We start from the raw sequence: 16680 nt of genomic DNA on the forward strand, positions 1-16680 counted from the left end.
TCCTAGATTAATCTTGAGCGAGATAATGTCTCAAATGTTCTAGGAGAGTTTGAACGTGAGGTTTGGTCAGCATTGTGTAGTGCGTTCCTGGCACATTTACAATCTCTACTGATTCCGAGGAAAGTTCATTCCATCCCAAGGTTTGGTTTTGTGGTGCTTGATTAAAGTTGTTTTCACTGGCTCTAAAGAGAACAACTCGCCCTGGATAAACTTGCGGCACATAATTTAATATGGCTTGGATATTACTTTTGAAAACTTGCAGAAGATTACTCAGTTGCTGATGTTCAATATCTGGGGGGAAAATATTAGCTATTTTTGCCTGTTCTAAGAAATATTGCAATTGCTCATCTGGCTCTAATTGCTGAAGTTGTTGCTCAGAAATTGCCAAATTTCTGCCAGTCAAACTAGCCATATCTTGAGCTAGTTGAGATAGCATTTTGGCATCGTTATACTCACTAATATTTGTCGGCTTGTTTTGAGGAATTGGTGCTAGGCTATCGAACAAAGCTAGTAAATCAACTTGATCGCCCTGTTGATGTAACTGCTGTGCTATTTCAAAAGCGATCGCACCACCCATAGACCAGCCTCCCAAAAGATAAGGGCCTGTTGGTTGAATGGTACGTATGAGTTGAATATAGTAAGCAGCCATGTCTGCGATGCGGTTGTAAGGCTGTTGTTCTCCATCTAACCCCAATGCTTGCAATCCGTAAATTGGCTGGTCTGGTTGCAGATGCCGGGCTAATTCGTAGTAGCAAAGAACATTACCACCAGTCGGATGTAAACAAAAGAAAGGTCTTTTGGAACCGTGAGGTTGAAGAGGTATCAAAAGATTGTGAGTTTGTACATCAGACTGCTGGCGTAAAATACTCGCTAGTTTTTCAATTGTGATTCCTTGAAAAAGGATAGACAAAGGCAAGTCTTGGTTTAATTTAGTCCGAATCTGCGCCATTAAACGTACAGCCGAAAGCGAATGACCTCCCAAGTCAAAAAAGTTTTCCGTCACACCAACGGGGTGAATATCTAAAATGTCTTCCCAAATTTGGGCGAGTTGAAGTTCTAAACTATCACGGGGAAAAACCAAAGTTTCTGTGAAACGAAAACGTATTTGCTGAGGTGTGGGCAATGCTTGATAGTCTACCTTGCTATTAGGTGTCAGTGGTAGTGCTTCTAGAGTGACAAAATTCACGGGAATCATGTACTCAGGTAGTTTTTCGCGCAGGTAACTGGTTATTTGGGGAATCAACTCTGAAGTTAATTTACTCTGGCTGTGCAAGGGTTTGTTAGCATAGGCATCTAATGGCTGTTGGAAATCAGTGGCGATCGCACCAAATTCCGGAATCAGATTTGTAGAGTTATCTGAGTAGCGGCGAAACAGTAGATCGTAACTACCATCAATAGCAGCGTTAGCCCAACTGATATCTACTGTATACGGTAAATCCTGGCTCAAAGTCCAAAATTCTTCAGGATCAACACCTAATGGTGAAAAATTTGACTGCAAGGCTTGTTTGAGTTCACCAACAGTTTGTATTCCTGAATCTTGTCTCAGTAATTCTACTGCTTTTACAGTTGTTTCTACACGAGCATTGGGTATATTTCGTAGCCCTAGCGTTGCTGGTGCGCTGGACTTTAACAACTGACGTACAGCAGTCACCGTGAGTTTTTCCTCATACCAATTTAACCACAAAATATCCGCAGCTAAATTTACTTCTGCTTTGATATGAAGAATGACATCGTAGTGAAATTTTGTCAGTTCATTGTGATATGAACCACGTTTAGGACAAATCTGTACATAACTAATTTCTGGCAGATATTTTTGCAGCGCAGTGAAGAAGCCTGGATTGATAACTAATTCCTTCTCAGCAGATAATTGTTCTTGCACCCGTTGGTACAATTGCGCTGTACTCCATGAAGGTGGAACTCGATTTAACTGCACCCAAGTGTGAAAAGCTTCTAGAAGTGGCAAACTGCGTACACCACCCAGAAAAATACATCCTCCTGGCTGGACAACTTTCACAGCACTTTGTAAAACATCAACAAAATATTCAATGCTAGGAAAATGCTGCACGACTTCATTCAAAATAATAGTGTCAAACTGTTCAGTTGCTATGTCTTGAAAGTTGTGTGCTGCTCTATGCAAAAATGAAACTTTGGCGAAAATATCTGGTTGACGAATTGCCAATTGCTGCTGAGTGTAACGCAAAGCTACATCTGAGATATCTGTACCACAGTAATGCGTGCAGTGAGGAGCTACCCGCAATAAAATCACACCAGTACCACAGCCAATCTCTAATACCCGTTTGGGTTGCAGATTTGAGAGGATACGTTGTGCTGTGCTGTCTGCATACTCAATGACTTCTGCTTCTGGTAGGGGCTGATTAGTATCACTGCTGATCCAGGCTCTCAGGCTAATTGTAGAGTCTAGCTGAGAAAAGTTCTGATTTTGACTATAAATTTCGTCATAAACTGTTTGATAATTGGCAATATGCTGCTGTTCTAGAATTGTTTCATGGGAGTCAAGGTGTTGGGATGATGGTACTATATATGCGACTAAACGAGAGTCGCCTTGTATCTCCCTAGATACTACCGCCACTTCCCGAATTGTTGGATGTTCTTCTAGTACCGCCTCAATTTCACCCAGTTCGATGCGAAAACCACGAATTTTGACTTGGCGATCGCTCCGACCTAAAAATTCAATGTTACCATCAGGGCGATAACGAGCTAAATCTCCTGTTTTGTACAAACGTGCGTTTGGTTCATTGCTAAAGAAATCGGGTATAAATTTTTCTGCTGTTAGCTGAGGTTTACTGAGATAACCTCTAGCGATTCCGTCACCACCAATGTACAGTTCACCAGTCACACCCACAGGAACAAGTTTCCCATCAGAATTAAGGATATAAATTTGTGTATTAGGAATAGGACGACCAATAGGTATACTAATTCCTGTTTCGGGACAAGAGCAATTGTAGACGCTACTCCAAACTGTTGCTTCTGTTGGGCCATATTCATTATATAAAGATGTGCTTTTCAGTAATTCAAAATGATATTGAACCAATTTTTTTGGGCAAGGCTCTCCCGCTACAATCACTGTATGTAGTGAAGTTAGTTGTGCAATTTCAGCTTGTTCTAATATCAGGGCGTATAGAGAAGGAAGAGAAAGCAAATGAGAAATTTGATATTGAGATATTAACTTCACCAACTTTCGTACTTCTTTTTCTTCACCGACTTGAGGAAGATAAAGAGTTCCCCCACAACACAAAGTCCAAAATATTCCCGCAACTGAGCTATCGAAAGCGAAGGAGGACAGTAAGAGAAAATTTACATCATATTCTGGATAATAATTTATCCTCGCTATGGTGGAGTGAATTAAATTTTTATGAGTTATTTCTACGCCTTTGGGAAGGCCTGTAGAGCCAGAAGTATAGATGATATATGCTAAGTTATCTGATGTAATTTCACATTCAGGATGAGCATCACTGTGTTGTGCAATTGCCTCCCATTCGGTATCTATGCAGATAATTTTTATATTGTGATGAGAAAATTTTGGTAGTAAATGTTTTTGTGTTAATAAGATTTCTATTTTGGCATCTTGCAACATGAAATCTAATCGCTGTTGTGGATAACTCGGATCGAGAGGGACATAAGCTCCACCTGCTTTGAGTATACCTAAAATACCGACTAACATTTGCGGGGTACGCTCCACGCAAATTCCCACTAAAGTTTCAGTCACTACGCCCCAATTTTGCAAAAAATTAGCTAATTGGTTAGCACTACTATTAAGCTGTGCGTATGTTACTTTTTGATGTTCACTGGCGACGGCTAGATTGTCTGGTATTCTGGCTACTTGTTGAGCAAATAGTTGATGAATGCAATTGTATTGAGGATAATTAATTTTTTCTCCAGTAGATATAGCTAATAATTGGTATTTCTCATCTTCCTTAACTGTCTGATTGGCAACTTCAACTAATTGATAATTTGCTGTTGATTCTCTCGCCATTACAACCAAAATTTGAGCATATTTGTCACCTATTTCCTCTATTTGTTGCTTAGAAAACTCAAAGGTATTACACATTAAAAATAATTGTAGTTGAGATGCGAAAACATCAAAACTAAATTCAGCGACTAGGGCAAAATCTGTCATTGCAAAGCCCTGGGTGTCTATTATCTGTAAATTACTGAGTTGTTGCAAACGTTCGTAGATATGAAAGCGCGTGAAGTTTACCGATGTTTCTGCTAGACGCTGATTCCCCAAATCGATTTGCATCTGAGCTAATGGATACAATCTGTGGGGTAATAACTCTTTCTCAGCCGCAAAAGTTTGTTGTACTAAGTCTATCCAAGTACCGCCGGAAAGTTTCATCCGCAGTGGTAGGGGAGTGAGAAAAAGTCCTAAACTCCAATCATTATCAGTTGTTTCTGGGCGGCCATGAGATGCCATAATTGTCACCACATCTGATTGCCCACTCAACTGACTAAGTACATATATATGTGCAGCGACTAATACACTCTTAAGGGAAACTTTGGCTACTTTCGCTAGTTGTTGCAATCCAGTTGCAGTTTCATCACTAATGAGAACGGGGAATGCACGAATGGCTGAGGTTGTGGCAGACTGAGGCTGATACTCCCGTGGTATTCTAGTCATCATGCAGCCCTTGAGCTTTTGCTTCCAGTAGTCTTGAGATGCTTGTGATTGGAGGGCTGTTTGTTGTAAGGCAACAAAATCTCGAAAAGCTATCTCAGGCGATAATTTAATAGTGGGTGTTTCTCCTCGCAATAAACTAAAGTAGTTTTCAAATAACTCAGTCAGCATTGTAGCGACACTCCAGCCATCGAGAATTGCATGATGTTCGCTAAAGTTAAATTGAAAAGTTTGGCTGCTGCGGCGATAAATATGAAAGCGTAATAGTGGTGGAGATATCCAATCAAATTTATGGCGTTTTTGGACATCTAACTGAGCATTTAATATCTCTTCTTGTTCAATAGTCGAGAGGTGAGATAAATCTTCTACTTGCAAAGCGACAGTAACATTTTTATGCACCAACTGTAACGGTTGACTAAAGTTACTCAAATCAAACGAAGTCCGCAAGACCGGATGGCGATTAATCAATTGCTGGGCGGCTGTCTGAAAATGTTGCGGTGCAAAAGGAGCTTGTATGTGTAAACTCGCAACATTATGATAAATAGGTGTATCAGTATCATACTCATTATGAAAGAGCATCCCCATCTGAAGCATAGTTAAGGGATAGGCATCTTCTATATTTTCCGGTAATTGCGATCGCTCTTGTTCACTGATTAAGCTAAATGCTGCAACTGATTGTGTGATAGCCTGGGGATTTTCTTCTATAACTACATCTGCAATCAGTTCGTGAATTGTCTGATGTTGAAAAATCTGTTGTAAAGAGAAATATAACCCATGTTCTTGCGCTAGAGAACGCACTTGAATACTACGAATCGAATCTCCCCCCAAAGCAAAAAAGTTATCATAAATGCCGATTTCTGCAAAACCCAGCACTTGTGACCAAATTTCGGCGAGTATCTTTTCTGCGGGAGTGCGGGGAGCGACAAAAGCAACATCTAATTCTGGTCTGTTGGTGCTTGGTTCTGGCAATGCTTGATGGTCTAGTTTACCATTGGCTGTTAAAGGTAAAGCTTCCACAACCACAAACACTGATGGCAGCATATAATCAGGCAGTTGTTTTTTCAGGAAGTTTCGCAGTTGGCTAGTTGTCGCAGTTTGCTGATGGCGGAAAACTACATAAGCGACTAGATATTTTTCTCCCGATGAGGTTTCCTTAGCCAGTACCACCGTTTCTTGCACAGATGGGTGTTGAGTTAAGATCCCTGCAATTTCCCCTAATTCAATACGAAAGCCGCGAATCTTCACCTGATGGTCGATGCGTCCCAAGTATTCAATATCACCATTGGGTAAGTAACGAGCTAAATCACCAGACTTATAAAGCCTTGCATCTGGCTGATTGCTAAAAGGATGAGGTATAAATTTTGCGGTGGTTAAATCCGGTCGGTTCAGATAACCTGGGGCTAAACCTCCACCACCAATGTACATCTCACCAGAAACGCCAATGGGTACGAGTTGCTGATATTGGTCTAATATGTACACTTGTAAGTCGGGGATAGGACGACCAATTACACTCCCTGAGTTAACTTGCAAGTCTGCCATTGTGATGGGACGATAGGTAACATGAACAGTTGTTTCTGTAATGCCATACATATTGACCAACTGGGGATAGCGATCGCCATGCCGCTCAAGCCAAGGTTGCAAGCTGGGGATTTCTAAGGCTTCTCCGCCAAAAATTACCAAACGCAAGGCTAATTGATGATTTAAAGACTCTTCAGCTTGTATTAATTGGCGGAAGGCTGAGGGAGTTTGATTGAGTACCGTTACCTTTTGTTGACACAACAATTGATAAAAAGCTTCTGGCGACCTACTCAGCCAGTAAGGTACTATAACTAACTTTCCACCATGCAACAAAGCCCCCCAAAGTTCCCACACTGAGAAGTCAAAAGCAATGGAATGAAATAGCGTCCACACATCCTGTTGATTAAACTCAAACCAAGGTTGCACAGCCTCAAATAGACGTGTGACATTTTGATGAGGGACTAATACACCTTTGGGTTGACCAGTAGAACCGGAGGTGTAAATAATATAAGCTAAGTTATCCACGGTAGCAGTACAGGCAGGATTAGCTTGATTTTCCTGAGCAATGATTTGCCAATCTCTATCCAGAGAAATTACCGGAACCTGATGAGGCGGTAAAAATTCCAATAATTGCTGCTGGGTGAGCAAGACTTCTACTTGAGCATCTTGGATAATAAAAGCGAGGCGTTCTTGGGGATAGCTGGGGTCAAGGGGTACATAAGCTGCGCCTGCTTTGAGGATACCGAGAATACCTACTATCATCCACAAGGAACGCTCGACACAGATACCCACTTTCACCCCTGGTTTGACACCAAGGGAACGCAGGTAATGTGCTAGTTGGTTTGCTTGTTGATTGAGAGCTTGGTAAGTTAGCTGTTGATCTTCAAAAACAACTGCGATCGCTTCTGGTGTCTGTTGTGCAGATTGTTCAAATAGTTGATGAATGCAATAGTGCTGCGGATAGCTAATTTCTGGGTGATTCCATTCATATAAAAGCTGATGTTGTTCAGCCGCACTTAAGAGAGGTAAACTAGCAAGACGCTGGTCAGGGTTAACTGCAATACCACCGACTAAAGTTTGAAAATGTCTGACCATTTGCGTAATTGTCGCCGCATCAAATAGGTCTGTACTGTACTCCAGCCAACCCTTGAGACCTTGTGAGGTTTCCGATAATATCAAGGTTAAATCAAACTTAGCGATCGCTGTATTGATTTCTAGCAGACTCAACTTTAAGTCACCCAATTCCCCAAGCGAGCTAGACCGATTTTCCAGCACAAACATCACTTGTATCAATGGATTTCTGCTTAAATCCCTCTGGGGCTGTAGTTCTGCGGCTAACTGCTCAAAGGGAATATCCTGATGTGCATAGGCTGTTGATGCCTGTTCATGTACCCTAGCAATTAGTTCCCGAAAACTGGGATTACCGGATACATTAGTACGCAGCACCAAAGTATTGACAAAAAAGCCAATTAACTCTTCAGTTTCAGCCCGGTTGCGGTTAGCAATGGGAGAACCCAGCAGTATATCTTCCTGTCCTGTGTAGCGATAAAGCAAAGTTTTGAACGCCGCCAACAGGGTAACAAACAAAGTAGTTCCCTCTGTTTGACTCAGAGTCTTGAGGGCTTGCGTCACCTCAGCAGATAGGGAAAAAGATTGCGTAGCACCCCGAAAAGTCTGAATTGCTGGGCGAGGACGGTCAGTAGGTAGTTCTAGTGCAGGTGGGTGATTTCCTAGCTTTTCTCGCCAAAATGCTAATTGATTTGCGAGAACTTCTCCTTGCAAGTATTGACTTTGCCAAAGCGCGAAATCTGCATACTGAATAGGTAATGCGGTTAGGGGAGAAGGTTGACCACCGCAAAATGCTTCATACAACACCATTACTTCTCGAATCAAGACATCTATTGACCAACCATCAGCAATAATGTGATGAATGGTCAATAATAGTACATATTCAGTTACATCTAACTGTAATAAAGTTGTTCTTAGCAGTGGTGTTTGTGTCAATTCAAAGGGCTTTTCTGCTTCTACTTTTATTAATCGAGTAACTTCAGTTTGACGTTTTCCATCAGGTAAATCCTGTAAATTTACCACAGACAAGGGTATGTTAACAGTTGGATCAATTATCTGAATTGGTTTACCATTGACAGTCTCAAAACGGGTGCGTAAAATTTCATGTCGTCGCGCAATTTCATTAAATGTTTTTGTCAGTGCCGCAATATTTAAACTTCCCTGAATACCTATAGCCGCAGGCATATTATAAACAGAAATATCAGGGTTTAACTGATGCAAAAACCATAGTCTCTGCTGGGCATAAGAAAGCTGACAATGGCTTTGTTCTATTCTTTTCGGAATGGTTTTCTGTTCTGGTTTACCGATTCCTTTTTTCTTAAGTAAAAGCTGTAAAAGTTCGTAATGTTCTGGTGAAATATCGCCGAGGCTTTCAGAAAAATTACTCATAATTAAATTAATATCTATAAATTTTATTTTGTAATTAAAACACTATCTGATATAGGAGTAATCGATTGATAATCTCGACTGACAATAAACTCTGGTCTTTTATTCGGAATGCTGACAGGGATATTTTCAACGCTGTTATAAGTAATAATCACCACACTCCGAGAAAAAGGAGATATATTACTAGGTGAAGCATGAACAATATTACTATCAAAAAATAACGCCGAACCAGCTAATGCTTTGATAGCCGAAATTCCATATTTATTAACTAAATTAGCAACAGTATGACGATTTAAAGAATAAGTTAAATTATTAGAAAAATTTGCAGACCATTGAGTTTTATCCTGCTCTTTAGTATCTGTAGTATTTTGGGAAACAACATCAATCATTCCCTCTTGATGCGAACCAGGAATAAAAAATAGCGGCCCGTTAAATTCATTCATATCATCCAGAAAAATCACAACATTCGTCACTCTATTAGTTGGCATTCCATCTTCTTTCCGCCAAAAAATATAATCTTGATGCCATTGCCAAACATCACCACTAAACGCTGCCTTAATATTAATTTTGAATTGATAGACATAAACCTGACTATTTAAAATTTGCATTGCAGGCTCAACCAAACGAGAAATTTGTGAGAGATTCTGAAAAACATTACTATTAGTATGAGAACCGTGAATAGAGCGAATAGTTGTTTTATCATTCTCTAAAACTGTGTAATCAGAATTTCCCGCCAATAGATGAGCCTGTTCAGTTTTCATTCTTTCCACTTCCAAAGCAGAAAAATAATCGGGTAATAAGATAAAACCCTTCTCTTGATATTCCTTTAACTGCGCTTGTGTCAAAATCATAGTCATGTCCTCAATAAATTAATCCTCAGTCAAAAACTCCGCGTGAATCTGCGTGTACTTCGCGCCCCTCTGCGTTTAAATAAAATTACTTATCAAGCATCTCCCTCACCTCCTCCGGTGAAAACTGTTGAATTTCCAGCAATATTTGAGCAATATTTTCCACAACATCACCTCCACCTAATTGCTGTGTAATCACCTCTAATAACCCTGCAACCGTCGGTGTTTCAAATAGTTGAGACAGCGATAATTCTACTTGAAAAATCTTATTCAGCTTAAAGAAAACTTGAGTAGCTAACAGCGAGTGACCACCCAATGCAAAGAAATTATCATAGATACCGATTTGATTAACACCAAGCGTTTGTTTCCAGATATTTGCAATCACCTTTTCAGCCGCAGTGCGTGGTGCTATAAAGTTAGCCTTGAAGAGATAATCATCTAAATTGATATTCAGTAATGCTTGGCGGTCTATTTTTCCATTTGATGTTAAAGGTAGCGATTTTAGGAAAATAAAAGCCGATGGAATCATGTACTCCGGTAGCTTTTGTTGTAAGAAGCTATAAAAATCATTCGTTGCTTCCTGGAGTGCTTGATTAGATACAATATAAGCAATCAAACGCTGCTGATTTGTAGTATCTGGTTGAGCCAAAACAACTGCTTTATTTACATCAGGATGCTGATTTAATACAGCTTCAATCTCACCCAATTCAATCCGAAAACCTCTAACTTTAACTTGGTGGTCGATGCGTCCTAGATAGTCAATATTCCCATCTAATAGATAGCGTGCTAAATCTCCAGTTTTATAGAGACGGCTACCAGTTTCTTTACTAAATGGGTCAGGAATAAATCTCTCATTTGTCAAATCTGGTCGGTTCAAATAACCTCTTGCTAAAGAAACTCCCCCAATATAAAGTTCACCAATAACACCAATGGGAACTGGATTTAGGCGTGAATCTAGGATATGAATTTGCGTGTTTGCAATCGGAGTACCAATAGGTGGATGATATGACCATTCATCAGGATTTGAACTTAATTTTAAGGCAGTTACTACATGAGTTTCTGAAGGGCCATAATGATTATGCAGGGAACAATGTTTTAAGGCTTTAAAGAAGTTGATGATATGTTTAGTAATTTGTAATTGCTCACCTGTGGTTGTAATTTCTTGCAAGTGTGGGAACATTTCAATATGCAAGGGAGCAACACCAAAGTCACCAACAAACTCAGCTAATTGTTGTAATACAACAACTGGGATAATTACCTTTTCAATGGAATGTGCAGAAATATATTTGCCTAACTTAATAACATCAACTCTTAATTCTTCAGATACAATAAATAGTGTTCCCCCACTGAGCCAAGTGGCAAATATTTCATGAAAACTAGCATCAAAACTCAGGGAAGCAAATTGAAGGGTACGAACTCCAGTTAATAAAGTTGAATTATGCCATTGTAGAAGATTAATTAAAGGACGGTGAGCTAAACTGATACCTTTAGGTTTACCAGTTGAGCCAGAAGTGTAAATTATATATGCTAAGTTATCTGCTGTTACTTGATTAGCTAGATTTTCTGAATTTTGAGATTTGATAAGTTCTCTATCTTTATCTAAGCAAATGATATGCAGTGCATCTTGAGTAATACCCTCAACTAACTTTTTATATGTCAACAGGACTGATATTTGGGTATCTGCTAACATAAACGCTAGTCGTTCTTGTGGATAGGTGGGATCTAATGGTACGTAAGCACCTCCAGCTTTGAGAATGGCTAATAAACCTACTACCATGTCTAAAGAACGTTCTAAGTAAATACCTACAGGTACATCTGCTGTTACTCCCAAAGCTTGGAGATAATGGGCTAGTTGATTCGCTTGAGAATTTAATTCTCGGTAGGTAAGTTGTTGGTCTTGAAAGACTACTGCAATTTTGTCTGGTGTTTGTTCTACCTGGGCTGCAAATAACTGATGAATACACTTATCTTGGGAATATTCAGTTTGAGTATTATTCCAGTTTATGAGTAGTTGTTTTTCAATGGGGCTTAAAAGCGGTAATTGACTAATTACTATATTTGATTGATGAATAATGTTAGTTAATAATGTTTGAAACTGATCTGCTAATATTGCAATGCTATCGGCTGAAAATAAGGTGGAGTTATAGTGAAATTCTGTAGTAATCGTATCTGCTTGTTCAAGACAAGAAAGTTTAATTTTAAATGGTTCAAAGCAAACATATTTTTGAGCTATTGCCAATAAAATTCCGTTATTAGGATAATCTGGTTGTAGCTGTTCAAATTCAAAGCAAAATAATGACGGACACTCCTCAATATTCTCTAATTCTGGAAATATTTGCTCCCAGCTAAAGTAATCTTGTCTAGCATGAACCTCAGTACTTGATTGGGCGATCGCTTGCAAAGCTTGGTAAAAGTTATAATCATTTTCTAAATGAAAATGAATTGGTAAATATTTCGCAAATAAACCAAATGCAGATTGCAAACTTTCATGGGAGCGACCATCAAAAAGGACTGCAATAACAATATCTGGTTGTTGGGTAAGACGAGACAGTAAAATCGCAAAACAAGTTAATAAAAATTCAGAGGTTGAAGTTTTGCATTCTTGTGCAAAAGCTTTAATTTGCGCTACTATATCAGGACAAAGTTGGATAGCTAGAGATTGTGGTTGAAACTCTGATTTAACAGCAGTTTGATTTTCTAAAGGCAGTTTGAAACTGAGAAACTTATCAATATGATGTTCTTGCCAATATTCTCTGCCTATATCTGTTTCTGCTATAATTTCATTCTGCCAAGCCGAAAATTGGGCATATTGTATAGGTGATTCATTTACATCATAATGTGCAGTTTGAGAGTAAAAATTGCTAATTTCTTGTACTAAGTTATTCAGAGTTTTGCTATCAGCACAAAGGGCAGGAAGTGTTAAAATTAATGTATGCTGCTGTGGTGAGATAGATAGCAGATGGCAACGCATTACAATCTCAGACTGCAAGTTAAAATAATAGTTTTTTTTTGCCTCAAATAATTCTGTAATTCTATCCTGCTGCTGTTCCCAGGCTAAACTCGTCAAATCAATTTCTTGCCAGTATATATGGGGTCTATCACATATACATTGAATAGGAAATTTAAAGTTGGGTATTTTGTGAAATCTTGTACGAAGAATTTCATATTTATTAATCAATTTATCGAAAGCAGATTTGAGAATTGCAACATCAAGGTTTCCTGTTATGGAAATAGCCAGTTGGACTTGGTAAGCTGAATTATTTTGCTGCAATAGCCAAAGGTGTTTCTGTTGTGGTGAAAGTTCAAATCCTTCAATAGTATTTAGCATATAGGAATCCGTTTTGATTACTGAACATAGTTGTGTAGTCAGGCAATAGGGAATAGGCAAGAACAAAGAAGGCAGGTAACGACGTACTAATTTTTTTCAAAAATCAAATATGAGTTCTATATTAATTTTGTATAGTTAAAATATAGTATTCGCCAAAGTTACGAATTACGAATTAATAATTACTATTAAGGCTTACATCCAAAAGCTAAAAAACCTGTAATGGCGCAAAAAAAACGCCCAGCTTGACTTGCTGCTTCCAAATTAGTAATCCAATTAGCGGCTTCTGCGATTGAGATTAAACCTGCTTGTTGGGCTTTCATCGCCGCATTGATTACTCCCAAATGTTTATCTGCTAAGGCGCAGTCAGTCAAAATTAAAGTATAGGTATCAACATTGATTTTATGTAACCCAACTTCTTGAAAAAGCGTAGGTAATTGTCGTCCTATCCAGCCGTTAACGCAACTATCACAATGAAAGTTTAATATCTTGCGAGTTAAAGCGCGATCGCCTGTATCAATGACCAAAGTTTCCCAATCAGGATCAGAAACAACAACTCGTCCACCACAACGAGTGACGCGCACTATTTCCGTTAAAGCTTGGCGGGGATTTAGCAAATGTTGGAAAGTGCGATCGCTACGACAAGCATCAAATGTATTATCTGGAAACTCCAGCTTTTCCGCATCGCCTACATAATACGCAACAGGTAAACCCAAGTCTGCGGATCGGCTTTGGGCTTCTTTCACCATTGTCTCACTGCGATCAATTCCGACTACTTCGCCAGCATTACCCACTTGCAAAGCAAGCGATCGCACATCATCACCTATTCCACAGCCTACATCAAGAATGCGATCGCCTGCTTGTATTTCTAAGCGCGTAAATGTTTGTTGTTTGTAAGCCTGAATAGAATTTAAGCTACTGATAGCATCTAAATAAGATACAAAATCTTGCGGATTTGCAGTATCATCAACTTTACTAAAACCAGTTATATTTTGCTTTTTCATATAGTTTTCCTATTCACAGTTCCCTATTTCCTAAATTAATGTTCTTGCGTAAACGCCTCTCCCATCGCCACCATAATTTTGCGTTTACCCACAAACGGATTACGACCATGCGCTACTAACATATTGTCCAGTAATAATACATCTCCTTGCTGCCAAGGAAACTTTACAGATACTTGCTGATAAACTTCCCGAATTTCATCTAATACTGAAGTCTCGATAGGAGAACCATCACCATAATAAGTATTACGAGGAATATCTGACTCCTTAAATAGTTCTAACAGTGCTTCACGTACCTCTAAATCTAAATTTGAAATATGGAATAAATGTGCCTGATTAAACCACACCATTTCTTGAGTTTTTGGATGTATTGCCACACTCGGACGTATCTGACGAGTTCTGAGGCGGTTTTCATCTAGCCATTCAAATTCCATCGGGGCTTGACGACAATAATCTTCAACCACAGATTTATCATTAGTCTGAAATGCTTCTTGCCAAGAAAGGTCTATACCATTGCCATAATTACGGACATACATCACTTGTTTTTCGATAAATTTATCTTTAATTATCGGATTAATTTTTGCTAAAAACTGCCGACAATCTGCAATAGGAGTTTCACCGCCATATACGGCTGTTTCTGCACAGTAAAAACAAATTTTTAGCGGCCAAGTATAAGCGTAGGAAAACTCATTATGCAAAGCAATATGTTCGTGGGCAGGATATTCAGTTGATGTGTAAATATTTCCACCTAAATCTGTTCGCGGCGTTGAACGTTCACGGTATTCTAGTAATTCTGGAGAAATCACTCTCATGAACTTTTCAAATATCGATGTTGAGCTAATCTTAAAATCCCTAAATAAAATTGCTCCATGCTTTAAAAGCTTTTGTTCAATAAAATCTAAATTATTCTGACTCCATGTAACTAAATCTAGATTGTCTTCCAGTGGTTGAATAACTATAGGTATTGGCTTATCTGGAAACAAATAATTTATTTTTACCAAACTTCCAAAAGATAATCTGAAAGTCTGTGGTTTGATAGTAGCTAATTTTGGGAAATTATTTGTTTGAAGTTCTTGCAGTTCTTGATTCTTCTGATTTTGTTCATTAGCCTGAATTTTATCTATTAAATCATTTAATTTTAAAGTTGGTGTATTCACCAGATTTACTAACAAGTAGCGTAAATTTTCTAATATCCTATTAATTTTGTTTTTATGAAAGCAACGAACATCATAACCAGCTTTTAAACATAACTCTACACCTGGAATTACATTGATAGTCAGGGGATAATTAGTTGAGTCTTCTGTATGGATTTTGCTAATTGTAAGACTACCAATTTCTGCCTGTAAAACATCTAAAAAAGTATTTTGAAAAATCAAAAGACTGTCAAATAAAGCTACACCTGGCGGTACCTCACTCCAACTTTGAATTTGTACGAGTGGCGTGTGTTCATATTCATGTAATTGAATTTGTTGACTTTGAATGTTGTGCAGCCAAGTTAATAATGAATCTTCTGGAGATACTTGCACTCTTGCGGGTAAAGTATTCACAAAAATTCCCACTGTAGATTCAACTCCAGTCATGCTAACTGGGCGACCTGACATGACTTTTCCTATCATTACATCTTGATTACCGCTATAATAACTAAGCAGTAATGCCCATGCTCCTAATACTAAATTGCTCGCAGTCAAATGGTATTTTCGAGCAAAAGTATTTATTGATGCTGTATCATTTGCAGATAAATAAATTGCTTGATGCTGATAAGATGCTGGCTGATTTATCTGATTCTTAATATTTTTATACAAAGGTGTTGGGGTAGTAAAACCTTGTAAAGTTTGTCGCCAAAAAGTTTCAGTTTGAGAAATATCTTGTTGCTTCAACCATGTAATATAGTCTCGAAAAGGCGGACTTACTTCTACGTCAAGTTGTTTACCATGACAAAAAGCTTCATAAAAAGCAAACACTTCTTTTTGCAAAATTACACCAGACCAGCCATCTAATACTAAGTGATGGCTAGTCCAAACTAATTGATAACTTTGGGCTGCAATTTTAATAATACTTAACCGAATAAGTGGCGGTTTGGCTAATTCAAAGCCGCGCATTTTATCAGCTAGACAATAATCTTGTAGACGTGCTTGTTGATTTGCAATATCCAGTTGACACCAATCATATTTGGCAATCTCTAATTTTACCTCACGGTAAACAATTTGAACTGGCTTTTCTAGTCCTTCCCATACAAAACCTGTCCGCAAAGCAGAATGTCGATTGACAACTTCTTGCCAAGCCTGTTCAAAGGCTAATAAATTTAGATTACCATGTAAAATACAAGTAGTTTGGCTAAGATATACACCAGAATCAGGCGCAGACAGTACGTGAAATAGTATCCCTTGCTGAGTAGGTGAAAGGGTGTAAATATCTACAATATTTTCAGCTTCCATATTTAATTTTGATGCTTTTTGAGAATCTGATTAAGTTCGCCTTGGCTCAATTCTGCTTCGGGAAATTGTCTGGTTTTTGTAGTAGTCAAAGGCTGTTGTTTTGTATTGAATAAACTTGTATCTGCTACTGTTGATAGTTCGGCAATTGTGGGATGGTCAAAAATTTGATTGATGGTGAATTTAATACCTAATTTCATTGCTCTAGCAGCGATTTTAATACTTTGAATGGAGTCACCACCCACTTCAATGAAATTGTCATGAATACCAACTTGCTGGAGTTTTAAGACATCAGCCCAGATATTAGCTAATGTTTCCTCAACTGCTGTGCGGGGTGCGACATAATTGGTTTGTAATTTTGTCGCTTCTTCTTGCATTAACATTTCCAGAAGTTGGCGTTTTTCTGGGGAAAGTTGATTAATCTGATTTAAAATATCTTCGTTCATGTCAAGAATATAGAGTTAAG

6 protein-coding genes are annotated in these 16680 nt (G+C 38.5%); all 6 read right to left on the bottom strand.

Annotated features, from left to right (window positions below):
* Window positions 1-7: 7 nt before the first annotated feature.
* On the bottom strand, window positions 8-8611 hold the full coding sequence (locus HG267_RS25490; protein WP_052335084.1) for a non-ribosomal peptide synthetase: 8604 nt from the start codon (window positions 8609-8611) through the stop codon (window positions 8-10).
* A gap of 23 nt (window positions 8612-8634) precedes the next feature.
* Window positions 8635-9459: a phytanoyl-CoA dioxygenase family protein gene (locus HG267_RS25495; RefSeq protein ID WP_045868951.1), complete on the bottom strand. Its 825-nt coding sequence runs from the start codon at window positions 9457-9459 to the stop codon at window positions 8635-8637.
* 85 nt (window positions 9460-9544) lie between these two features.
* Entirely contained in the window at window positions 9545-12784 is a 3240-nt protein-coding gene (locus HG267_RS25500; protein WP_045868554.1) for a non-ribosomal peptide synthetase, read from the bottom strand.
* Window positions 12785-12969: 185 nt separating this feature from the next.
* The gene (locus HG267_RS25505) at window positions 12970-13785 is read right to left on the bottom strand and encodes a class I SAM-dependent methyltransferase (RefSeq protein WP_045868555.1); all 816 of its coding nucleotides are present in this window, start codon (window positions 13783-13785) and stop codon (window positions 12970-12972) included.
* 35 nt (window positions 13786-13820) lie between these two features.
* Complete coding sequence (locus HG267_RS25510) at window positions 13821-16217, bottom strand: condensation domain-containing protein (RefSeq protein ID WP_045868556.1); 2397 nt, start codon at window positions 16215-16217, stop codon at window positions 13821-13823.
* Window positions 16218-16219: 2 nt separating this feature from the next.
* Window positions 16220-16660, bottom strand: coding sequence for a phosphopantetheine-binding protein (locus HG267_RS25515; protein WP_045868557.1), 441 nt, complete (start codon window positions 16658-16660; stop codon window positions 16220-16222).
* Between the last annotated feature and the right edge of the window lie 20 nt (window positions 16661-16680).

Source organism: Tolypothrix sp. PCC 7601, from assembly GCF_025677855.1.
Lineage (GTDB): Bacteria > Cyanobacteriota > Cyanobacteriia > Cyanobacteriales > Nostocaceae > Aulosira > Aulosira diplosiphon.

Excerpts from the sequence above, each read along its gene's own strand:
- HG267_RS25500 (WP_045868554.1), bottom strand. The coding sequence starts at position 12,784 with ATGCTAAATACTATTGAAGGATTTGAACTTTCACCACAACAGAAACAC.
- HG267_RS25510 (WP_045868556.1), bottom strand. The coding sequence starts at position 16,217 with ATGGAAGCTGAAAATATTGTAGATATTTACACCCTTTCACCTACTCAG.
- HG267_RS25490 (WP_052335084.1), bottom strand. The coding sequence starts at position 8,611 with ATGAGTAATTTTTCTGAAAGCCTCGGCGATATTTCACCAGAACATTAC.
- HG267_RS25515 (WP_045868557.1), bottom strand. The coding sequence starts at position 16,660 with ATGAACGAAGATATTTTAAATCAGATTAATCAACTTTCCCCAGAAAAA.
- HG267_RS25505 (WP_045868555.1), bottom strand. The coding sequence starts at position 13,785 with ATGAAAAAGCAAAATATAACTGGTTTTAGTAAAGTTGATGATACTGCA.
- HG267_RS25495 (WP_045868951.1), bottom strand. The coding sequence starts at position 9,459 with ATGATTTTGACACAAGCGCAGTTAAAGGAATATCAAGAGAAGGGTTTT.